The organism is Ruegeria sp. BJ5 (genome assembly GCF_056537865.1).
The window spans coordinates 55937-76204 of record NZ_JBQFSH010000003.1 but is presented as its reverse complement, the minus strand read 5'-3'; the positions used below and the strand labels follow the sequence as shown (position 1 = coordinate 76204).

The window sequence follows — 20268 nt, the reverse complement described above, 5'->3', positions numbered from 1 at the left end:
TTTGCGGTCGGGATGACTAAACTGCAGCCGAAACACATGACGGAGATATCCTGATGTCCGAACCGATCCTTCTGGGCCTGTCCGGCTCGTTGCGGCAGAACGCCACCAATCGACGCCTGATCCGCGAAGCGGCGCGCCTGTTCGGCGCGGGTACGTTTATCGAAGCTGATCTGAATCTGCCTCTCTATGATGGAGATGCTGAGGAGGCCGAGGGGGTTCCGGCCGAAGTTAAGATCCTGGCGGATCAGATCGCTGGTGCCCATGCGGTGGTCATTTCCACTCCGGAATACAACAAGGGGCCGTCAGGCGTTCTGAAGAACGCGCTGGACTGGGTCAGCCGGACCAAGGGCAATCCCTGGGCCGACAAACCGGTTGCGGTGATGTCAGCAGCGGCGGGCCGGGCCGGAGGCGAACGGGCGCAGATGATCCTGCGGTCTTTCATGGTGCCGTTTCAGCCGCGCATCCTGCAGGGCCCCGAAATTCATCTGGCCGACAGCTCGAACGAGTTCGACGATTCAGGTCGGTTGCGCAGCGACCGGTACGAACGGACGCTGGGCCAGTTGATGGAGAAGCTGCGGGCCGAAGCAGATTTCTGAGCCTTGTCGGGCTGACCGAGCCTGCTTAGGGTGCGGCCATGACGGATCAAGTTTCCTCGGAAATTCAACATGACGTGATGGACCCTGCCCGGGCGGCGGCGTTTCAGGTGGCGTTGGGGCAGGCACCTTCGATCGGCATGGGCACGTCGCTGCCGCCGTTTTTTCACCAGCTGTATTTCTGGTCACCGCGCCCGCCCGAGGGCTTGGGGCGCGACGGCCACCCCGCGGTGGGCGGAGGGCTGGTCCCCGATCTCGGTCTTCCGCGTCGGATGTGGGCCGGTGGGCGACTGCGGTTCGCCGCTCCGCTGATCGCTGGCACACCAGCCGAACGCCGCTCAACCTTGAGCAATGTGAGCGCCAAGACCGGACGGACAGGACCTTTGGGGTTTGTGACCCTCAAGCACGAAATCTGGCAGGTCGATACGCTGTGCCTGACCGAATGGCAGGACCTTGTTTATCGCGAGGATCCGTCGGCCGATGCACCAAAACCAGAGGCCTCGGTTGCCCGGACGGACGAAACAGACCTGCGCCAGGTCGCGTTCGACACCACGCTGCTGTTTCGGTACTCGGCGCTGACTTTCAATGGCCACCGCATCCACTATGACCTTGACTATGCCCGCGATGTCGAAGGCTATGCCGGGCTGGTGGTTCATGGACCGCTTCTGGCGCAGCATCTGATGCTGCTCGCCACTGATCTCATGGGGCCGCTGGCCGAGTTTTCCTTTCGCGCGTCCTCTCCGCTGATGCATCTCGAGGCTGCCACGCTGTGCCGAAACGGGAACGATTTTTGGGTCCGCGGTCCTGACGGTCGGCAGTGCATGCAGGCCGTGGCCCTTCCACGGTCACAGTGACGCCTCGGGGCGGAAGCCTTCGGGGATCGAATCCTGTCCGTCCAGTACAAGGTCTGCCATGATCTCGGCCACCTTTGGGGCCATGCCGAACCCGATCTTGAAGCCGCCATTGGCAATGAACTGGCCCTTGTGCAGCGGGTGTGCGCCCAGCATTGGCGCTCGGCTCTTGCTGCGGGGGCGGACCCCGGCCCAACGCTCGATCACCTCCGCGCCGTGTAGAACAGGAACCGCCTGCAACGCGCGCTGGATCACATCGTCAAGCGCAGCATCGGTGCCGGTCGGGTCGTCATAGTCCCGCTCGGACGTCGAGCCGATGGCCAGTGTCCCGTCGGCGTGGGGCACGAAATGGATCGACTCCGCAAACAGCTGCGGCACCTGGCCCGCGTCGAACCGCAGCAGTGCCGCCTGTCCCTTGACCCCGTTTCCGACCGCCTTGCCGAAAGCATCGGACAGCTCCAACAGGCCGGACACCCCGGTCGCATGAATGACTGCCCCGGTGTCCGGGGCCTCGGGCACGACCTCAACCCCCATCACGGCCAGCGCGGCCACCAGCGCGGCGCAGGCCCGGCGTGGATGCATGCGTGCACTCAACGTATCGTGGATGACGAATCCCGTTGCGCTGGGCGGGCACCATGATCCGACCGAGCGCGCCTCGACCACGGTCCATTCAGCCCGACCCTGCCAAAGGTCGCGGGCCGAGGCCGCACGCTGATGCGCCAGGTCGAGGTTCTTTGGGTCGTTGATGGGCTGGATCCGCCCCAGACGCGCATAGCCGGGCGAAACGCCGCCGGTGGCCTCCACCTGTCGCCAGAACGGTTCGGCCATCAGCAGGCTTTCGAATTGGAATGCTTTCTTGTCGTTCCAGTTTTCCGGAACGTGCGGGGCAAGGGCACCCACCAGCCCGCCGCTGGACCCTGAACCCGCGCCGTAGGGATCGACGACCCGGACCCTGGCGCCACGTCGCGCACAAGTCCAGGCGATGGACAGGCCAAATATACCAGCCCCGCGGATCGTCACATCGACCATTGCCAATCCCCTTTTCCTTGTTCAGTGTCGCGCCGCTTAGCTACAGGAATTCCCGATGGCAGACCAGCGCGCCAAATTGTCGTGGAGGGATGAGACAGTCCCTGTTTCTGATCGTTTCGACGACCCCTATTTCAGCCTTCAGAACGGACTGGAGGAGACCCGTCATGTCTTTTTGCAGGGCAACGATCTGCCCGCGCGCTTTGCCCCCGGCTTTCACATCGCCGAGCTGGGATTCGGAACCGGACTGAACATGCTGACCGCTTGGTCGGAATGGGAGAAGTCCGGACAATCGGGTCCGCTGACGTTCACCAGTTTCGAAGCCTTTCCAATGGCCCCTGCCGACATGAAACGCGCGCTTGCGGCCTTTCCCGAGCTGGCGCCTTGGGCCAACCGGTTCCTTGACCGATGGCAGGGTGGCGGCTGTGATTTGGACACGCTGCGTCTGACCGTGATCGAAGGTGATGCCCGCCAGACCCTGCCCCTTTGGGACGGGCTCGCCGATGCCTGGTTCCTGGATGGGTTCTCGCCCGCCAAGAACCCTGAGCTGTGGCAGCCGGAAATGATGCGGCAAGTGGCGGCCCATACCGCGCCCGAAGGGACGGCTGCCACCTATACTGCAGCCGGGTTCGTGCGGCGTGGGTTGCAGGATGCCGGGTTTTCGGTATCCCGCGCGCCGGGATACGGCCGCAAACGGCACATGACGCGGGCGACCAAGGCATGACCCAGACAAACAACGTGCGGGCGGGTATTGCGCTGATGATCGCGGCCACGATCGTGTTTGCGCTGCAGGACGGCATCTCGCGTCATCTGGCTGGCACGTACAACACCTACATGGTGGTCATGCTGCGATACTGGTTCTTTGCGGCCTTCGTGATTGCCTTGGCGGCACGTGCACCCGGCGGTCTGGCGGCCGCGGCCCGGACCAGGCAACCGGGCCTGCAGATCCTGCGCGGCCTGCTGCTTGCCGGCGAGATCTGCGTCGCCGTCTACGGCTTTACCATTCTCGGACTGATCGAGAGCCAGGCGGTGTTCATCTGTTATCCTCTTCTGGTCGCCGCGCTCAGCGGGCCGGTGCTGGGCGAGAAGGTCGGCTGGCGGCGCTGGTCGGCCATCGGGGTCGGATGCGTTGGCGTGCTGATCATTCTGCAGCCCGGCATGGGCGTCTTCAATCCGTGGGCAGTGATCCCCCTGATCTCGGCGCTGATGTTTGCGTTCTACGGTCTGCTGACCCGCTATGCCGCGCGTCAGGACAGCACCGCAACCAGCTTCTTCTGGACCGGGATCGTGGGAGCATTGGTCATGACCTGCATCGGCCTGTGGTTCTGGGAGCCGATGGTACCGCGGGATTGGTTCTGGATGGGGCTGCTGTGCATCACCGGTGTTCTGGGGCATTGGCTGCTGATCAAGTGCTACGAGATGGCCGAGGCCAGCGCCGTACAGCCCTTTGCCTATTTCCACCTGATGTGGAGCGCAATCCTGGGCATCACGATCTTTGACGAGACCCTGCGCCCCGCGGTGGTCGCGGGGGCGGGGCTGGTGGTGGCGGCGGGTCTGTTCACCCTATGGCGCGAACGCAGACAGGGTTGATCCGACCAACTCCTGCGAGAAGGGGATCGGCAGCGCGGGTTTGCCCAGCCTTGCGCGGTAGACGGGCAGGCTTTCGGTCACCCGCATCACATAGTTGCGGGTCTCGTTGAATGGGATCGTCTCGATCCAGTCGACGATATCCACTGCGCCCGTTCGCGGGTCGCCGTAGCGGTCCATCCATGATTTCGGGCGATTGGGGCCGGCATTGTAACCTGCGGCCATCATCACGACGTTGCCGTTGAATTCGTCAGCCAGCCCGGCCAGATAATTTGCCCCCAGTTTGGCGTTGTATCGCCAATCCGAGGTCAAACGTCCCGTCTGATGGCCGCTGAGAATGCCCAGTTCCTGCGCGACCAGCTTGGCGGTCGCAGGCATCACCTGCATCAGGCCGCGCGCGCCGGCACCGCTGATTACAACCGGGTCGAATTCGCTTTCCCGACGGGCGATGGCCAGGGTCATTTCCTTGGCCATGGGCAATCCGATATCCGCAACGGGATGGACCGGGTAATACGCCGCAGGCAATACCACGCCATTCGTCGCGGCCCGTTTGGCGATCATCACCGCCAAGTGCGGCTCCTTCAACTCGACCGCCAGATCACCCAGCTGGCCGGCCTGCACCGGATCCAGGCTTTCGACCAGGTGCGTCAGGAACCGTTCGCCCAATTCCGGCTCACCAGCTCGTATCAGCAGCAGCCCCGCCTCAAGCACACTGGACTTGGCGAACTCGGCCTGTTTCCAATGGGGCGCCCGGCGCGGGTTGGCCAAGTCGCTGTCAAATGGCCGTCCGATCTGTTCTGCAGCTAACAGGCCATAGAACGAGGTCTGGTAGTCGGCGCCGATTGCATAAGCCTCATAGGCTTTCTCGGCGTTTCCGGTGGCAGCGTAGGCCCGGCCCAGCCAATACCCGCCCCGACCCATCGAGATCGGAGACTTCACGGCCCCCAGGAAGTTCTGGAAATGCCGAACCGCTGTGGCCGGGTCGTTCAGCTTGCGCAACGCCAGGAAACCCGACAGCCACTCAAGGTCGGCATAACCATACCCCATCTCGGGTGTCATGTGGTGATTGGCGGCGATGGCATAGGCCCGGTTCGCATCACCCTGACGCATTTCCAGCCGAGCCAGCCTACGCCGCCCTTCGGCCCACTTGTCGGGTTCGCCCAGCGCCTGTGGGCTGGTCGAGCGCGCCAGCATCAGGTCAATGGCGCTGTCGTCCAGCTCTTTGCGGTCCCGCCATACGAACCGGTCAAAGGCCAGCCCCGGATCATCGGCAAGCGCCTTCGGAACGGCGGCAACCTTGCCATCCACGCCGGGTTGGCGCTTTTGCAGGGCGATCCGCGCTTCGGCCAGTTTGCGGTAGTCTTCGCTGACCAGTGGCAGCATCTGGGTCGAGCTGATCAGATGGCCATCCCACAGCATCCGGTCCAGACGAGCCTCGTGATGCGGTTTCAGCAATGACCCGAAGTTCTGAACGTAGTCCTGCTGCAGGCCCGAACCCATCGGCATCGTCCGCCAGGCAGTGACGATATCCGCCTCGGCCTCACCGGTCCGGCCTTTGGCCTTCAGTGCCACGGCATAGTTCAGAGCTCCTTCGGCGGTCTGTGGCGGGTTGTCCTTGTAGAACTTCAGCACCCGGTCCGGGTCCGCGCCGGTAAAGGACGGCTCGCTTTTGCGGCGCAGCCAGGCAAGGCCCGGCCAATCGGGCCGCCGGTCCAGAAAGACCAGAACATCGCCCGAACTGCCAAACCCTTGGCGCAGCCAGTGCCACACGATGATGTCGCGCGCGACCGAGCCGCGGGTGCCGGCCACGCGCAAGGCGGCGTTCCAGTCGCCTTTGCGCATTTCGGACATTGCGGCCCGAAGATCGGATACCGCATCGGCCCGCACGCCCTGAGTTTGAAGCGTCAAAGCTAGAATCATCGTCGCGATCAGCGACAGAATCCGTGTCATCCCTTGCATTTCCCGACCAACCGAGGATACAGCCATTCAGGATAAACCTTGCGCCGCCGGGATCAACTCAAGAAACCTAAATTCGTGTCGGCCCGCGGCGCGCATCACACGATTGAACCTCAAGGAGCGTTCCATGTTCAAAGGCTCGATGCCAGCTCTCGTCACCCCGTTCCGCAACGGCGAGTTGGACTTGGATACGCTCAAACAATTGGTGGAATGGCAAATTGCCGAAGGGTCGACCGGTCTGGTGCCCGTCGGCACGACCGGCGAGAGCCCGACGCTGAGCCACGAGGAACACGAAACCGTAGTGGCCGAGGTGGTCAAGGCCGCCGCGGGGCGCGTGCCGGTCATCGCCGGGGCCGGGTCAAACAACACGGTCGAAGCCATCCGGTTCGTGCGATTCGCACAGAAAGTGGGTGCGGATGCGGCCCTGGTCGTCACGCCCTACTACAACAAGCCGACTCAGAAAGGTCTGTTGTCGCATTTTCGGGCGCTGCATGACTGTGCGGATATTCCGATCATCATCTACAACATCCCGGGCCGCTCGGTCATCGACATGAACCCGGACACCATGGGTGCGCTGGCGCAACTGCCTCGGATCATCGGTGTCAAGGACGCCACGGGCGATCTTGCCCGCGTCAGCCAGCAGCGCGCTTCCTGCGGCAAAGACTTCTGCCAGCTTTCGGGTGAGGACGCGACAGCCCTGGGTTTCAACGCCCATGGTGGCGTCGGCTGTATCTCGGTCACCGCAAACGTGGCCCCGAAGCTGTGTGCCGAGTTCCAGCAGGCGACCCTGTCCGGCGACTATGCGACGGCGCTGGAGTATCAGGATCGGTTGATGCCGCTGCACGAAGCCATATTCATCGAACCGGGCCTGGTGGGTGCGAAATACGCGCTCAGCAAACTGGGACGCTGCACCGAAGAAGTGCGGTCGCCGCTGACGACGCTGGAAAACAGCACAAAGGCCGCGATTGATGCCGCGATGGAGCATGCAGGCCTGATCTGATCAGGCGCGTTCCGAAAGAAAAAGGGCGGTGTCCGGGAGAACCGGCACCGCCCTTTTCTTGTTTGCAGGGTGACTTAGCGCTTGCCGTAGTACAGCCCGACCACATGTTCAGCCTGGGCAAAGAACAGCCAGCGCGAAGTTGCGATACCCGCCATATGAGACAGCACCGCCAGCGCTCCGACCAGGTGGTTGAACGGTAGGATCAACAGACCGACGGGAACCACGAAGGCCAAGGCAAAGGAAATGGCCCGCAGCTTGTCTGCGTGTTTGCGTCCGACAACGTGAACAAATTCGCGCAGCAGATAGTTGGTTCCTGTATGCGGCGGTTCAAACGCGCGGACAGAACCCCGGTCGCCAAGGCCAGTTGCCGTACCAAGGTTGGTTCCCGAGTTGGCCAAGGCCTGATCGCCCGAACGCCAGTACAGGATCTGAACCAGCGCGGCGATCAACAGCAGCGGGATCGCAAACGCGGTCTGCCCCGCCAAAAGCGCGCCGCCAGCCACGCTGAAGCTCAGAAACATCACGGGCGTCAGTGTCAGATTCCACCGCGGGATCGTCTTGAGTTGCGTGTAGATCATCGAGGTGGTGAAAACGGTCGCCAATGAGAGCAGCGAACCGATCAGACCCAGACCGGACCAGCGTTGGTTCAGAAAGATCACACCGATCGCGTAGAGCCCCATGACCAACAGGGCCAGAACTGCGCACCAGCCCTCGCGGCTGAGCCAGCTTGTCTTCCATTGGGTGAACGCCTTGAGGGCGCGCTCGGGGTGGCCGAGGTGAAAGGTCGAGGCCATGAGCCCACCCACGGACAGCGCATAGGCGATGGCGAAGAACACGAAGGCCACCCAGCCCGAGACATTCGGAAAGCCGAGGCCCAGGAAAAACAGCAGGCCGAAGCCCAGCCCCGACAGGGTGGTGAACAGGATGACGGAAGGTGCGGGATGCATGTCAGAGCTTCTCCAATGCCTTGTCCAGCCAGCCAAGGAAGCCCTTCGGCTCGTCGGCGACCGGCGCCAGCAGGGGCGCCAGGATGTCGATCTGCTCTTCGACCGTATCCTTGGGGCGGGGTGGCAGGTATTTGTTGACCGGTTTGGTGCCCATTTCGGGCATCAGATCCATTCCGCCGCGCTCGGCCACCAGTTGGCTGACCTCGCTGTCGGGGTCGCCCAGGTCACCGAAATGGCGGGCACCCGCGGGGCAGGTCCGCACGCAAGCGGGAACGCGATCTTCCTCGGGCAGGTTGTCGTTGTAGATGCGATCGACGCACAGGGTGCATTTCTTCATGACGCCCTCTGCGGCGTCCAGTTCGCGCGCGCCATAGGGGCAGGCCCAGGCGCACAGGCCGCAGCCGATGCAGTCGCTTTCGTTGACCAGCACGATCCCGTCCTCGACCCGCTTGTAACTGGCGCCGGTGGGGCAGACGGTGACGCAGGGGGCATCCTCGCAATGCAGGCAGGATTTGGGGAAATGGATCAGCTGGGCGGCACCTTCGGCCGGCTGCACCTCGTAGGAGTGCACCCGGTTCAGGAATGTGCCCGAGGGGTCGGCGCCATAGGCGTCCTGATCGGACAGGGGCGCGCCGTAGTTCTCGGTGTTCCAGCCCTTGCAGGAGATCACGCAGGCGTGGCAGCCGACGCAGGTATCCAGGTCAATGACCAGGCCCATTTTTCGCTCGGTGGATTGGGGAAGTTGGGTCATGGCGTCTGCTCTTTGTCGAGGGCCGGGGCCGACAGGGGGCCAGCCCCCTCCTGAGCCGCTCGGCTCAATTCATCCCCGGAGTATTGCGGGCCAAATGGAGTGTGGCGCTGGGTCATTTGCCGATCTTCCATGCAAGATCCTTGGGGCCGGTGCCGACCGGAGACTTGATTGGCGGGAATTCCGGTTGGCTTTGGGCGTCTGCCGGTGCTTCGGCTTTTTCGATCTTGACCTTGAGGTCAAACCACGCGGCCTGTCCCGTGATCGGGTCGGAATTGGCCCAGCGCAGACCGTCGCCCTTGGGCGGCAGCAATTCGTGGATCAGGTGGTTGAGCAGGAATCCTTTAGTTGCCTCGGGCGCGTCGGGCTGCAACGCCCATGCCCCTTTGCGTTTGCCGATGGCGTTCCATGTCCAGACGGTGTTGTCGTTCAACGCCGCCATTTCCATCACCGGCACAGTGATTTCTCCGTGCGGAGAACTGACTTTGGCCCAATCCCCGTCCTTCAGTCCGTGTTCGCGCATCAGCTTGGTGGGAACATAAAGCGGGTTGCGCCCGTGCAGTTGCCGCAACCAGGCATTCTGGGTGCCCCAGCTGTGATACATCGCCATGGGGCGCTGGGTCAGGGCGTTGACGGTAAAGCCCTCGTTTCCGGTCTGGTCGGTTTCGTACCAGATCGGAAGCGGGTCCATGGTTTCCCTGATACGGCCGCGCAGGTGTTCGGGTGGCTGGCGGTCACCATAGCCTTCGGCGGCCAGCTGGAACTTGCGCATCGGCTCGGAATAGAGCTGGAACAGGTAGGGTTGCGGGCTGTCATACAGGCCCATTCCCACTGCCCAGTCCTGATAGGCGGCGTTCCAGGGTTTGTAGAACAGGGCCTCGTCCGGGATGTGTTCCAGGTAGAAGCCGCCATTCTCGATGTAGCGCTCCAGTTGGTTCGGGTTCACGTCGCCCCGACCCACCTGCGAGCCATCTGCGCCGCGGAACCCAGCCAGCGGGCCGATCCCGGGCTTACGCTGGTGGTTGACCATGTAGTCGGCGTAGTCCGTATACTTGGCCGAGCCGTCCTCATCCGTGAAACCCGGCAGACCCAGCTTGTTGGCCAGTTGGATCAGCACCGTCTGAAATCCGCGCACGTCGCGATCGGGTTCGATCACCGGCCAGCGGATCGCATCTGCGGCTCCGTCGGCCTCGCAGATCGGGCGGTCGAGGAGCGAGATGCAGTCATGGCGCTCCAGATAGGTCGTGTCGGGCAGGATCAGGTCGGCATAGGCCACCATTTCCGAGGAATAGGCGTCGGAATAGATGATCCGCGGGATCACGTAGTCGCCGTTGTCATCCTTATCCGTCAGCATCTCGATCACGCCCTTGGTGTTCATGGTCGAGTTCCAGGACATGTTGGCCATGTACATGAACAGCGTGTCGATCTTGTAGGGATCGCCCGCGTGAGCGTTCGAGATCACCATGTGCATCAGCCCGTGGCTGGACATCGGGTTTTCCCAGGTAAAGGCCTTGTCGATGCGCGCCGGGCTGCCATCGGCCTTCAGGGCCAGATCTTCGGGGCCGCGCACGAAACCCAGATGCGGGCCGTCCAGGGGAGAGTTTGGCGTGACCTTGCAATGGGGGGTCGGGTGTGCTTCGACCGGCTTCGGATAGGGCGGCTTGAAGCGGAACCCACCCGGGACTTCGACCGTGCCAAGCAGGATCTGCAGCACGTGCAGCGCACGGCAGGTCTGAAACCCGTTGGCATGGGCCGAAACGCCGCGCATGGCATGCATGGCCACCGGCCGGCCGATCATCTTGCTATGCTTTTCGCCCCGGAAGTCAGTCCATTCCTGGTCCAGCTCGAAGGCCTCGTCAAAAGCGACGCGCGCCAGCTCACCGGCGATGGCGCCGATCCGGCTGGCGGGTACGCCGCATTCCTCGGCCACCGCTTCGGGGGCGTATTCGTCGCTGAGGTATTTTTCCGCCATCAGGTGGAAGACCGGCCTGTGGGTGATGCCGTCCATTTCATAGGTGGCGGTCAGGTCGGGCCGGACGCCCGGTTTGTCAAAGGCCGTCGGTTGCCCGGTGACCCGGTCAATCACCAGCGGCTTGCCATCCGCGTCCCGCAGAAACAGGCCGTTCTCGGGGCCTTCGGCGGCGTTGATGAGCACCGGCGCATTCGTGTAGCGGCTCAGGTAATCCAGGTCGATCTTGCCGGCCTTCATCAACACATGGATCAGCGACAGGATGAACAGACCGTCGGTGCCGGGCGTGATGCCGACCCAGTCATCGGCCACTGCGTTGTAGCCGGTGCGGATCGGGTTCACCCCGATCACGCGGGCACCGCGCGCCTTGATCTTACCAATGCCCATCTTGATCGGGTTGCTGTCATGGTCCTCGGCCACGCCGAACAGCATGAACAGCTTGGTGCGGTCCCAATCGGGCTGGCCGAATTCCCAGAACGCGCCGCCCATCGTGTAGATGCCGCCGGCCGCCATGTTGACCGAGCAGAAACCGCCATGGGCCGCATAGTTGCAGGTGCCGAAATTCTGGGCCCAGAAGCTGGTGAAGGACTGCGACTGGTCGCGGCCGGTGAAAAAGGCCAGTTTCTCGGGGTTGTCCTCGCGCAGCGGCTTGAGCCAGCCGACCGCGATGTCCAACGCTTCGTCCCAGCTGATTTCCTCGAGCTCACCCGACCCGCGCGGACCCACCCGCTTGAGCGGAGCGCGCAGGCGTGACGGGGCGTTGACCTGCATGATGCCCGCGCTGCCTTTGGCGCACAGAACCCCCTTGTTCACCGGGTGGTCACGGTTGCCCTCGATATATGCGACCTTGCCATCTTTCATGTGGACGTTGATCCCGCACCGGCAGGCACACATGTAGCAGGTTGTCTTGCGAACCTCGTCCGAGACCTTGGGGGACGTGTCGAGGATTGGCTGCTGATGGGTCATTTGCGGATCCAGTCGTTTGCGTCGGGACGAACTTGTCACTTTCAGCCCGGATTTAGAATACTGTTCTGACGATGGCGTCAGATTTGATGGTCATGTTCCCAATGCCTGCAGCACGGTCACGGCGATCATCTGGTCGACATCCTCTGCGCTGCAGCCCCGGGACAGATCATTCGCCGGTCGGGCCAGACCCTGCAGCACCGGACCGATCGCCATGTATCCACCGATCCTCTGGGTGATTTTGTAGCTGATGTTTCCCGCGTCCAGATTGGGAAAGATCATGACGTTGGCCTTGCCGGCCACAGTCGATCCCGGAGCCTTTTTCTGGCCGACGGGGGGGTGGAAAGCCGCGTCGAATTGCAGCTCGCCGTCGACATGCAGCTCGGGATGCTGTTCGCGCAAAAGGCGCGTTGCCTCGGTAACCTTGTCGACACCGGGATGTCTTGCGCTGCCTTTGGTTGAAAAGCTCAGCATCGCCAGCGACGGCTGTTCCCGCAGGATGGCCCGGGCCGACTGGGCCGAGGCCGCCGCGATATGGGCCAGTTCCGATGCGGTCGGATCAATCACGAGCCCGCAATCGGAAAACAGCATCGCGCGCGCATCAGGTCCGCCCGGATCCGGCGGGTACATCAGGAAAAACGAGGACACCAATCCGGCATCCGGGGCCAGGCCGATCACCTGAATCGCCGTGCGAACCACCTCACCGGTCGTGTGGACAGCGCCACCGACCGTTCCCGTGGCACGGCCCGTCCGGACCAGCATGGCCGCGTAGACCAAGGGCGTTTCGGCGGCGGACCGGGCCGACACCGCATCCACGCCCTTGTGCCGGCGCAGATCGTGGTAGATGGCCGCGAACTCCTCGGTCAGCGGCGACTCGGTCGGGTCATGGATGGAAAGGTCATCGCCCGATGCGGCGCCCTGCGCCAGCAACTCGGTTTCGATCTCTGCCCGCGGACCGACAAGGATGATGTCGGACAGCCCTGCGGACCGGGCGGCAAGCGCCCCCGCAACGATGCGGGGATCACTGCCTTCGCTCAGTGCAACGACTGGCCGGATTGCCGGAGCTTGCTGACGCAACAACTCAATGGGTGTCAGGGTCATCCGCTCCAGCTCCGTTCCCGCTCAGACCTGCTGCGGCAACATGTCGTCGGCCGAAATACCGGCCACCGCCACAGGCTTTTTCATAGCGTCGCGGCGGAACGGCTCACCCAGTTCCTGGTTGATCAGGGCTTCGATCAGGGTGGTGATGCCGTTTTTCTGGTCTTCGATGGCCTGGTTCAGGGCGGCGGTCAGCTCGTCCATTGTGCGGGCGACGACACCCTTAAGGCCGCAGGCTTGGGCTATGCCGGCATAGGACACTTTGGTGTCCAGTTCGGTGCCCACGAAGTTGTCGTCGAACCACAGGGTCGAGTTGCGTTTTTCCGCGCCCCACTGGTAGTTGCGGAACACGATCTGCGTCACGGCAGGCCATTCCTCGCGGCCGATGGCGGTCAGTTCGTTCACCGCGATGCCGAAGGCGCCGTCACCGGCAAAACCCACTACGGGCACGTCCGGGCAGCCGATCTTGGCGCCGACGATGGCGGGCAGTCCATATCCGCATGGTCCGAACAGGCCGGGGGCCAGATACTTGCGACCTTCCTCAAAGGACGGGTAAGCGTTGCCGATGGCGCAGTTGTTGCCGATGTCCGAGCTTATGATGGCTTCTTTCGGCAGCGCGGCCTGAATGGCGCGCCAGGCCATGCGGGGGCTCATCCAGTCGGGCTTGGCCGCGCGTGCGCGCTCGTTCCAGCTGGTGCCTGGATCGTCGTCCTCGTGGTCCATGCTGCTGAGCTGCTGGGCCCAACGCGACTTCTTCTCGGCAATCTTGGCCTTGCGTTCGGCGCGGCCTTCGTCTCCGGCCGTGTCGCTCAGCTGCGCCAGGATGCCATTCGCCACCTTGGCCGCGTCGCCGACGATACCGACCGAGACCTTCTTGGTCAGGCCGATCCGGTCGGGGTTGATGTCGACCTGGATGATCTTGGCGTCAGCCGGCCAGTATTCCATGCCATAGCCCGGCAGGGTCGAGAACGGGTTCAGGCGCGTGCCGAGGCACAGGACCACGTCGGCTTCCTTGATCAGCTCCATCGCTGCCTTGGACCCGTTGTAGCCCAGCGGGCCGGCAAACAGCGGATGGCTGCCGGGGAAGGCGTCGTTGTGCTGGTAGCCGACGCAAACCGGCGCATCCAGACGCTCGGCCAGAGCCTTGGAGGCCTCGATGCCGCCTTTGGCCAACACCACGCCCGCTCCGTTCAGGATCACGGGATTCTTGGCGTTCGACAGCAGTTCGGCGGCCTTTGCGACTGCGGTTTCACCGCCTGCGGGACGCTCGAAATCGACGACCGCGGGCAGTTCGACGTCAATGACCTGAGTCCACATGTCACGCGGGATGTTGATCTGGGCCGGGGCGCTGGCGCGCTTGGCCTTCATGATCACGCGGTTCAGAACCTCGGTGACGCGGGACGGATCGCGGACCTCTTCCTGATACGCGACCATGTCCTCGAACAGTTTCATCTGCTCTACTTCCTGGAAACCACCCTGACCGATGGTCTTGTTGGCCGCTTGCGGTGTGACCAGCAGCAGCGGTGTGTGGTTCCAGTAAGCGGTTTTGACGGCAGTGACGAAGTTGGTGATGCCGGGGCCGTTCTGCGCGATCATCATCGACATCTTGCCGGTGGCGCGGGTGTAGCCGTCGGCCATCATGCCGGCGCTGCCTTCATGAGCGCAGTCCCAGAACATGATCCCGGCCTTGGGGAACAGGTCCGAGATCGGCATCATGGCCGAGCCGATGATCCCGAACGCGTGTTCGATGCCGTGCATCTGCAGAACCTTAACAAAGGCCTCTTCTGTCGTCATTTTCATTTGGACGCTCTCCAAGCAATGGTGGAAACGGTCAGGCGATACGCCTTGGCTTGCCATTGGTTTTGGCGCAACGGGGGCATCTGGGTTAGGGCCAGACACGGCGCCGGAGTAGGTCCAGTGTGGCCTCAGCAGGCCCGGATCACGGCCGCAACCCGTTCGATTCCCGCGGGTATCCGGTCAGCCGAAATCGAGGAATATCCGAGGCGGTAATAGTTCCTGGGCCGATCCGGCCCCGAGAAGAACGCAGCGCCGGGCTCGATATGAACACTCTGATTCTGCAGCGTTTTCGCGAGTTCCGCCGTGTCGACATGGTCCGGTGCCTTCATCCACATCGACGATCCACCAAAGACGCCGCGCCCGGCCACGGTCAACCCGTTCGCCTCGATCGCGTCCTCGATCGTCTTGCGCCGCTGCATCAGAGCCTTGGACATACGCCGTATCTGAGCATCATAATGCCCGAGCGACAGGAAATAGGCCGCCGTTCGCTGGATATGGCCGGGTGGGTGTCGGAAAACGAGCGACCGCAGCGCGCGGGCCTCGCGGATGAACGGTTCGGATCCGACCATGTACCCCAGCCGCAACCCCGGGAACAACGACTTGGAAAAGCTGCCCACGTAGACCACACGCCCGTCCTTGTCCAAAGACTTGAGCGCCGGTGACGGGGCACCCAGAAAGGCCATCTCGAACTCATAGTCATCTTCGACGATCATCGCGTCCAGTTCGCGGGCGCGTTTCAACAGGTCGTGACGCCGGGCGACGGGCATTGTCGCAGTTGTCGGACATTGGTGGCTGGGCGTGGTGTAGATCACATCGGTGCCGTCCGGGATGGACTCGGGCGGCAACCCATCCTTGTCCACCCGCAATGGTGTCATCGAGGCATCCGAGCAGCGCATAAGTTCGTGCAGAGCGTAGTAGCTGGGATCCTCGATCGCCGCCTTGCGCCCTTGGCCCAGAAGAATGCGCGAGGTCAGCCACAGGGCGTTCTGAGCGCCCAGCGTGATCAGAATTTCCTCGGGCCGTGCAGCGATACCGCGGCGGGGCAACGTGTGGCGAGCGATGAACTCGATCAGCAATGGATCGTCCTGATCCACGTAGTCGCCGGTCAGCGAGTCGAAATCCTTGTGGCCAAGGGCCCGAACGGCGCAGAGGCGCCAGTTCGCATGATCAAACAGGGTGCGGTCGGCCTGGCCGTAGATGAACGGATAGCTGTATTCCCGCCAATCCGGTGGCTTGGCCAGAAAATCACCGTCGGAAAAACGGCGGGCCAGTGCGGCGTCCCAGTTGACGGTTTCTTCGCTGCGCTGAACCGGTGTGTATTTCGGCGGCACTGGCGCGTTCTGCGACACGTAGTACCCGGACCGGCCTTTGGCCGTCAGATAGTCATTTGCCAGCAACTCGGTATAGGCCAGCGTCACGGTGATGCGGCTGACACCCAGATGCGCGGCCAGTTTGCGCGACGACGGCAGTTTCTCACCGACATGAAAGCGGCCTGACAGGATGCCCTCGGCAATCATCTGCTGGATCTGCGCCTGCAGAGTGCCCTGACCGCCCGGTTTCAGAAAGAAGGTTTCGACCGAAATTCCCATGCCTCGTTATATGTTGGACTTAAATGCAGGGCAATCTGGACTTATTCAGGATCAACGGAAATTTACCCATACGGTTGACACGGGCATAGCTCATCACTAAGAAACTAGAAATCTAGTTTAATGGAGATAAGCAAATGTGGGAAAAAGCTGCTGCAGGGTTTTCCGCGATGGGGTCCGAGGCGCGATTGCAGGTGCTCAAGACCCTTGTACGGGCCGGACAGGCGGGTCTGACGGTCGGGGAAATCCAAAGCCGGACTGGGATGGCACCGTCCACCCTGGCTCATCACCTGCGTTTCTTGGCGGCAGGCGGCGTGGTCGAGCAGGAGAAATCCGGGCGGACCACAATCAACCGTGCATGTTTCGATGAATTGAGATCACTGGCGCAGTTCATCCTCAGCGAATGCTGCGCGGATGAATCCAGAAAGGTTGCCAACGATGGCTGAATTGACGCAATCCCCGAAGGCCGTTGGTCAAACCCTGTCCGGTCTGCTGAAGACACCCTGGGCCCTGATCGTGGTGATCCTTGTTCTTGTGGCCATTCTGGACCCGGGCAATAGGGTGAACGTCACGACTTTTGCAGCCAAGGCTCTGGTGCACACCGGTCAGTACATCCTGTTTGCAGTGCTGTTGCTGTCCTACCTCAAGGCCAGCGGGGCCGAGACTATGGTTGCCCGGGCCTTCGAGGGCCGCGAAACCCGGATGATCCTGCTGGCCGCTTTGTTTGGCGGGTTGGCTCCGTTCTGCTCTTGCGAGGTGATCCCGTTCATCGCAGGCCTGCTTGCATTGGGTGCGCCCTTGTCGGCGGTCATGGCCTTCTGGCTGAGCTCGCCGTTGATTGACCCGCCCACGCTTTTGATTACGGCGGGCGCTTTGGGCTGGCCGTTTGCGATCGGCAAAGCCGTTGCTGCCGTGGCACTGGGATTGTTCGGCGGGTTCGCGGTGCGTTTTCTCATGCGTCAGGGTGCATTTTCCCAACCTCTGCGCCACTATGAACCGGCCGGATGCTGTGGCTGCGGTCCGAAGAAAGACACGCTGCTTTGGCGCTTTTGGCAAGAGCCCGAACGCCGCGTCCGGTTCCGTCGGGAATTCGTGCAGAACGGCCTGTTCCTGCTGAAGTGGCTCGCTCTGGCCTATGTGCTCGAGGCGCTGCTGGTCAGCTATGTTCCGGCTGATCTGATCGCGCGGCTGGTCGGTGGCGACGGTGCCTTGCCGATCGTGATCGCCGCCTTTGTCGGGATGCCGGCCTACCTGAATTCGTATGTCGCGCCGCCGCTTTTGGCCGGCCTGATGGAGCAGGGGATGAGCGCGGGCGCTGCGATGTCCTTCATGATCGCCGGGGCCGTCAGTTCCATTCCGGCCATGGCGGCTGTCTGGTCTCTGGTCAAACCCCGTGTGTTCGCAGCCTACATCGGGCTTGGGATCAGCGGAGCTATTGCAGCCGGGATCCTGTTCCAGCTTTTGTAAGAAGAAAACCGCCCGGAGTATTCTCCGGGCGGTTCTGCAAATCAGCTTGCGCCGCAGTTGCTTGGCAATTTGAACCGATAGCGCGGTTCGCCGCTGTCCACGTAAACCCGCTTTTCTACACAGGCCGTGGTTCCGACACTGCGCGCGATCGGCGCCTCGGTCGCGGTGATTGAAGTTGCCGATCCGTCCGGCAATCGAACCGACGCGATGACCCCGTTCTTGAGATCACCATTGATCGGTGTGGCCGATAATACGGGAACGGTCAGAAACGCTTTGTGTTCGTGTTTCCCATCGCCGCTGAACAGCAGCAGACCGGCAGCTACGGCGATAACGGCCACGCCGCCCAGAATGGCCAGTCCCTTGGTTTTTGCGAAAGCGTAAATCGAAACCGCCCGGTGCGGCCCGAAGATAGACGATAGAATGTTCAGCATGGTCCAGTTCCAAAAAGGCCCCGGTCCATCGGACCGGGGCCAGCACAGTGTCAGTTGCGCAGGTCGTCCTCGTCGTCTTCTTCGGCGCCGCCCTTGGGCAGGTTGAAGAAGCTGTCGGCATCCACCACTGCTTCGTCTTCTTTTTCCTCGTCGCCGTCATCGGACAGCGAGAAGGTTTCCAGCCCCTCGATCGCCGTGGGGATCTTGGGAGCGGCATCCATTTCCAGCGACTGTTCGGTAGAGACCAACTTGCGGCGCTCGTCATCGCTCATGACGCCACCTTCGGCGGCCTTCTTGGCGGCGGCTTTCTGGACGGCGGCATCTAGTTCGGATTGTTTGCACAGGCCCAGCGCGACCGGGTCGATCGGCTGCATATTGGCGATGTTCCAGTGGGTGCGCTCGCGGATCGACTGGATCGTGGGCTTGGTGGTTCCAACCAGTTTGGCGATCTGGCCATCGGTCAGCTCCGGGTGGAACTTGACCAGCCACAGGATCGAGTTCGGTCGGTCCTGACGCTTGGACAGCGGCGTGTAGCGCGGACCGCGGCGCTTTTCCTCGCCGGCGGCGGCCGGGTTGAACTTGAGCTTCAGCTTGTGCAGCGGATCGTTCTCGGCCTTGTCGATCTCTTCCTGAGTCAGTTGGTTGTTGGCGATCGGGTCGAACCCCTTAACGCCTGCCGCCACATCGCCATCAGCGATGCCTTGCACTTCCAACTCGTGCATGCCCACGAAATCCGCGATCTGCTTGAAGCTGATCGTGGTATTGTCCACCAGCCAAACGGCGGTTGCCTTGGCCATCAGGGGTTTTGCCATCAGCCCGTCTCCTTTGAATACATCTGTCCCGTCGCCGGAATTCGGCGGCCCCGTGGTCTTGGGGCAGGTTTCCGTTGTCGGGGAACTTGGCCCGTATATAGTCGTGCAGATGCAAGAAGGGAAGAGGCGAATGCGCTGGGCGTTATTGGGGCTGCTGGTGTGGACTTTGGGCGCGACGGCCGCGCTGGCCGATGGCGAGAAGTCGGGCGTGTTCGACTATTACGTCCTGTCGCTGAGCTGGTCGCCCAACTGGTGCGCCCGCGAAGGCGACGCGCGCGGATCCGACCAATGCGATGCGCGCCACGATCACGGCTGGATCCTGCACGGGTTGTGGCCGCAATATCACCAAGGCTGGCCCTCCTATTGCCCGACAGCCAAGGCGCCGCCGTCCCGTGCGATGACCCGACAGATGGAAGATATTCAAGGCAGTTCGGGTCTGGCCTGGTACCAGTGGAAGAAACACGGCACCTGTTCGGGCCTGTCCGCAGCGGACTACTACGCGTTGTCCCGGCAAGCCTATGACCGCATCACCCGACCGCCGGTGTTTCGCAAGTTGGACAAAGCCGTGAAACTGCCGGCGCGCGTGGTCGAGGATGCCTTCCTCGACGCCAATCCGGGGCTCGAGCCAGACATGATCACCGTCACTTGCAAGCAGGGTTACATCGAAGAAGTGCGCGTCTGTCTGTCACGTGATCTGGACCCGGTGCCCTGTGGGCGGGACGTGATCCGGGACTGCACCGCTTCGGATGCGTTGTTCGATCCGATTCGCTAGAGCTTCTTGTTCTGGCAGTCCCGCGCATAGTCCAATGCCTTGGCGGTGCCCTTCAGATCGATCGCCAAAACCCGCTCGCCTGCGGGGTTGTAGATCGTCATCGTCTTGTTCTGGGCGATGGCCGCAACAAAGTTCCGGTCGGTGAAGAAAACGGTCGCACCGGGCACCCGATCCTGCTTGAACCCGATGGCTGTGGCGTCAAAGCTCTTGCCGTCCAGCTCGAACCGGATCGGATAGGATTTGCCGGGCTCGATGTTGCCCCACCCCTTGTGGAAAACGGTGAAATAGCCCCGATTGTCCAGAGCATCATAGCCCAGGCGCACCACGGACAGGTCCTGATACACTGTCTGGATCAGACAGCCGTTGCCCAGATTGGGGTCCATCATGATGTTCCAGCCTTCGACGAACCCCTTGTCGACCAGTTGCTGTGACCACGCGGAAGTGGCGGTGAAGGCGGCGAAGGTCAGGGCGAGAAGGCGTTTCATGGCGGGTTCCGATATCAAATGGGTCAGGCTAGGGCATAGTACACGGTGGGGGGTCGACGGAAAGATCATTCTAGGCCTCGGCAGCAGTGCATGATGATCTATGTGCATGGAACAACACGGCTTTGCCTTGTGGGGCGGGCGCTTGAAACAAGGACGTTGCAAAATACGTCTTGCCCAATA

Annotated in this window: 19 protein-coding genes; 8 read left to right on the top strand and 11 right to left on the bottom strand. The window is 62.4% G+C overall.

Annotated elements, in window-relative coordinates; translation table 11 throughout:
- Window positions 1–53: 53 nt before the first annotated feature.
- A complete protein-coding gene (locus ACR0NY_RS11025; RefSeq protein WP_170369207.1) occupies window positions 54–596 on the top strand; it encodes an NADPH-dependent FMN reductase in 543 nt (180 codons plus the stop codon).
- A 38-nt stretch (window positions 597–634) separates the two neighbouring features.
- Complete coding sequence (locus ACR0NY_RS11020) at window positions 635–1447, top strand: HTD2 family dehydratase (RefSeq protein ID WP_170369208.1); 813 nt, start codon at window positions 635–637, stop codon at window positions 1445–1447.
- Here ACR0NY_RS11020 and ACR0NY_RS11015 read toward each other — a convergent pair.
- Window positions 1439–2473, bottom strand: coding sequence for an NAD(P)/FAD-dependent oxidoreductase (locus tag ACR0NY_RS11015; RefSeq protein ID WP_170369209.1), 1035 nt, complete (start codon window positions 2471–2473; stop codon window positions 1439–1441). The genes ACR0NY_RS11020 and ACR0NY_RS11015 overlap by 9 nt on opposite strands.
- A 55-nt stretch (window positions 2474–2528) precedes the next feature.
- Here ACR0NY_RS11015 and mnmC2 point away from each other — a divergent pair, with 55 nt between their 5' ends.
- Together mnmC2 and ACR0NY_RS11005 are read left to right on the top strand one after the other, a co-directional pair.
- Window positions 2529–3194: a tRNA (5-methylaminomethyl-2-thiouridine)(34)-methyltransferase MnmC2 gene (gene mnmC2 / locus ACR0NY_RS11010; protein WP_170369210.1), complete on the top strand. Its 666-nt coding sequence runs from the start codon at window positions 2529–2531 to the stop codon at window positions 3192–3194.
- Complete coding sequence (locus ACR0NY_RS11005) at window positions 3191–4060, top strand: DMT family transporter (protein ID WP_093964295.1); 870 nt, start codon at window positions 3191–3193, stop codon at window positions 4058–4060. The genes mnmC2 and ACR0NY_RS11005 overlap by 4 nt, the downstream gene beginning before the upstream one ends.
- Here ACR0NY_RS11005 and ACR0NY_RS11000 read toward each other — a convergent pair.
- Window positions 4034–6007, bottom strand: coding sequence for a lytic transglycosylase domain-containing protein (locus ACR0NY_RS11000; RefSeq protein ID WP_170341362.1), 1974 nt, complete (start codon window positions 6005–6007; stop codon window positions 4034–4036). The two genes, ACR0NY_RS11005 and ACR0NY_RS11000, sit on opposite strands and share 27 nt — an antisense overlap.
- Window positions 6008–6140: 133 nt before the next feature.
- Here ACR0NY_RS11000 and dapA point away from each other — a divergent pair, with 133 nt between their 5' ends.
- Complete coding sequence (dapA, locus tag ACR0NY_RS10995) at window positions 6141–7013, top strand: 4-hydroxy-tetrahydrodipicolinate synthase (RefSeq protein ID WP_093964297.1); 873 nt, start codon at window positions 6141–6143, stop codon at window positions 7011–7013.
- Window positions 7014–7087: 74 nt separating this feature from the next.
- Here the strand turns inward: dapA and ACR0NY_RS10990 are convergent, their stop codons facing one another.
- The 6 genes from ACR0NY_RS10990 to pdxR form a co-directional block, all read right to left on the bottom strand.
- On the bottom strand, window positions 7088–7960 hold the full coding sequence (locus ACR0NY_RS10990) for a dimethyl sulfoxide reductase anchor subunit family protein (protein ID WP_170369211.1): 873 nt from the start codon (window positions 7958–7960) through the stop codon (window positions 7088–7090).
- Between the two features lies 1 nt (window position 7961).
- Window positions 7962–8711: a 4Fe-4S dicluster domain-containing protein gene (locus ACR0NY_RS10985; RefSeq protein ID WP_093964299.1), complete on the bottom strand. Its 750-nt coding sequence runs from the start codon at window positions 8709–8711 to the stop codon at window positions 7962–7964.
- A 112-nt stretch (window positions 8712–8823) separates the two neighbouring features.
- Window positions 8824–11643 carry a molybdopterin oxidoreductase family protein gene (locus ACR0NY_RS10980; RefSeq protein ID WP_170369212.1) on the bottom strand — a complete coding sequence of 940 codons (2820 nt, stop codon included), beginning with the start codon at window positions 11641–11643 and terminating at the stop codon, window positions 8824–8826.
- 90 nt (window positions 11644–11733) lie between these two features.
- Entirely contained in the window at window positions 11734–12741 is a 1008-nt protein-coding gene (pta, locus tag ACR0NY_RS10975; RefSeq protein WP_170341369.1) for a phosphate acetyltransferase, read from the bottom strand.
- 21 nt (window positions 12742–12762) lie between these two features.
- Entirely contained in the window at window positions 12763–14538 is a 1776-nt protein-coding gene (gene xsc / locus ACR0NY_RS10970; RefSeq protein ID WP_170341371.1) for a sulfoacetaldehyde acetyltransferase, read from the bottom strand.
- Window positions 14539–14663: 125 nt separating this feature from the next.
- Window positions 14664–16124 carry a MocR-like pyridoxine biosynthesis transcription factor PdxR gene (pdxR, locus tag ACR0NY_RS10965; protein WP_170369213.1) on the bottom strand — a complete coding sequence of 487 codons (1461 nt, stop codon included), beginning with the start codon at window positions 16122–16124 and terminating at the stop codon, window positions 14664–14666.
- A gap of 134 nt (window positions 16125–16258) precedes the next feature.
- On the opposite strand from pdxR, the gene ACR0NY_RS10960 reads away from it, so the two are divergent.
- Together ACR0NY_RS10960 and ACR0NY_RS10955 are read left to right on the top strand one after the other, a co-directional pair.
- On the top strand, window positions 16259–16567 hold the full coding sequence (locus ACR0NY_RS10960; protein ID WP_093964304.1) for an ArsR/SmtB family transcription factor: 309 nt from the start codon (window positions 16259–16261) through the stop codon (window positions 16565–16567).
- Window positions 16560–17588 (top strand): permease, encoded by a 1029-nt coding sequence (locus ACR0NY_RS10955; protein ID WP_170369214.1) that lies wholly within the window; start codon window positions 16560–16562, stop codon window positions 17586–17588. Before ACR0NY_RS10960 ends, ACR0NY_RS10955 begins: the two co-directional genes overlap by 8 nt.
- A 41-nt stretch (window positions 17589–17629) precedes the next feature.
- Here ACR0NY_RS10955 and ACR0NY_RS10950 read toward each other — a convergent pair whose 3' ends face one another.
- Both ACR0NY_RS10950 and ACR0NY_RS10945 read right to left on the bottom strand, forming a co-directional pair.
- Complete coding sequence (locus ACR0NY_RS10950) at window positions 17630–18019, bottom strand: hypothetical protein (protein ID WP_170369215.1); 390 nt, start codon at window positions 18017–18019, stop codon at window positions 17630–17632.
- 50 nt (window positions 18020–18069) lie between these two features.
- Window positions 18070–18831, bottom strand: a complete 762-nt coding sequence (locus ACR0NY_RS10945; RefSeq protein WP_170341379.1) for a DUF1013 domain-containing protein — start codon at window positions 18829–18831, stop codon at window positions 18070–18072.
- A 130-nt stretch (window positions 18832–18961) separates the two neighbouring features.
- Here ACR0NY_RS10945 and ACR0NY_RS10940 point away from each other — a divergent pair, with 130 nt between their 5' ends.
- Window positions 18962–19603, top strand: a complete 642-nt coding sequence (locus ACR0NY_RS10940; RefSeq protein WP_170369216.1) for a ribonuclease T2 family protein — start codon at window positions 18962–18964, stop codon at window positions 19601–19603.
- On the opposite strand, the gene ACR0NY_RS10935 is transcribed toward ACR0NY_RS10940, so the two are convergent.
- On the bottom strand, window positions 19600–20088 hold the full coding sequence (locus ACR0NY_RS10935) for a hypothetical protein (protein ID WP_170341383.1): 489 nt from the start codon (window positions 20086–20088) through the stop codon (window positions 19600–19602). The genes ACR0NY_RS10940 and ACR0NY_RS10935 overlap by 4 nt on opposite strands.
- Between the last annotated feature and the right edge of the window lie 180 nt (window positions 20089–20268).

Coding starts and splice junctions, on each gene's coding strand:
- pta (WP_170341369.1), bottom strand. CDS start 12,741: ATGACCCTGACACCCATTGAGTTGTTGCGTCAGCAAGCTCCGGCAATC.
- pdxR (WP_170369213.1), bottom strand. CDS start 16,124: ATGGGAATTTCGGTCGAAACCTTCTTTCTGAAACCGGGCGGTCAGGGC.
- ACR0NY_RS10960 (WP_093964304.1), top strand. CDS start 16,259: ATGTGGGAAAAAGCTGCTGCAGGGTTTTCCGCGATGGGGTCCGAGGCG.
- ACR0NY_RS11015 (WP_170369209.1), bottom strand. CDS start 2,473: ATGGTCGATGTGACGATCCGCGGGGCTGGTATATTTGGCCTGTCCATC.
- ACR0NY_RS11025 (WP_170369207.1), top strand. CDS start 54: ATGTCCGAACCGATCCTTCTGGGCCTGTCCGGCTCGTTGCGGCAGAAC.
- ACR0NY_RS10955 (WP_170369214.1), top strand. CDS start 16,560: ATGGCTGAATTGACGCAATCCCCGAAGGCCGTTGGTCAAACCCTGTCC.
- dapA (WP_093964297.1), top strand. CDS start 6,141: ATGTTCAAAGGCTCGATGCCAGCTCTCGTCACCCCGTTCCGCAACGGC.
- ACR0NY_RS10950 (WP_170369215.1), bottom strand. CDS start 18,019: ATGCTGAACATTCTATCGTCTATCTTCGGGCCGCACCGGGCGGTTTCG.
- ACR0NY_RS10945 (WP_170341379.1), bottom strand. CDS start 18,831: ATGGCAAAACCCCTGATGGCCAAGGCAACCGCCGTTTGGCTGGTGGAC.
- xsc (WP_170341371.1), bottom strand. CDS start 14,538: ATGAAAATGACGACAGAAGAGGCCTTTGTTAAGGTTCTGCAGATGCAC.
- ACR0NY_RS11020 (WP_170369208.1), top strand. CDS start 635: ATGACGGATCAAGTTTCCTCGGAAATTCAACATGACGTGATGGACCCT.
- ACR0NY_RS11005 (WP_093964295.1), top strand. CDS start 3,191: ATGACCCAGACAAACAACGTGCGGGCGGGTATTGCGCTGATGATCGCG.
- ACR0NY_RS10980 (WP_170369212.1), bottom strand. CDS start 11,643: ATGACCCATCAGCAGCCAATCCTCGACACGTCCCCCAAGGTCTCGGAC.
- mnmC2 (WP_170369210.1), top strand. CDS start 2,529: ATGGCAGACCAGCGCGCCAAATTGTCGTGGAGGGATGAGACAGTCCCT.
- ACR0NY_RS10940 (WP_170369216.1), top strand. CDS start 18,962: ATGCGCTGGGCGTTATTGGGGCTGCTGGTGTGGACTTTGGGCGCGACG.
- ACR0NY_RS10935 (WP_170341383.1), bottom strand. CDS start 20,088: ATGAAACGCCTTCTCGCCCTGACCTTCGCCGCCTTCACCGCCACTTCC.
- ACR0NY_RS10990 (WP_170369211.1), bottom strand. CDS start 7,960: ATGCATCCCGCACCTTCCGTCATCCTGTTCACCACCCTGTCGGGGCTG.
- ACR0NY_RS11000 (WP_170341362.1), bottom strand. CDS start 6,007: ATGACACGGATTCTGTCGCTGATCGCGACGATGATTCTAGCTTTGACG.
- ACR0NY_RS10985 (WP_093964299.1), bottom strand. CDS start 8,711: ATGACCCAACTTCCCCAATCCACCGAGCGAAAAATGGGCCTGGTCATT.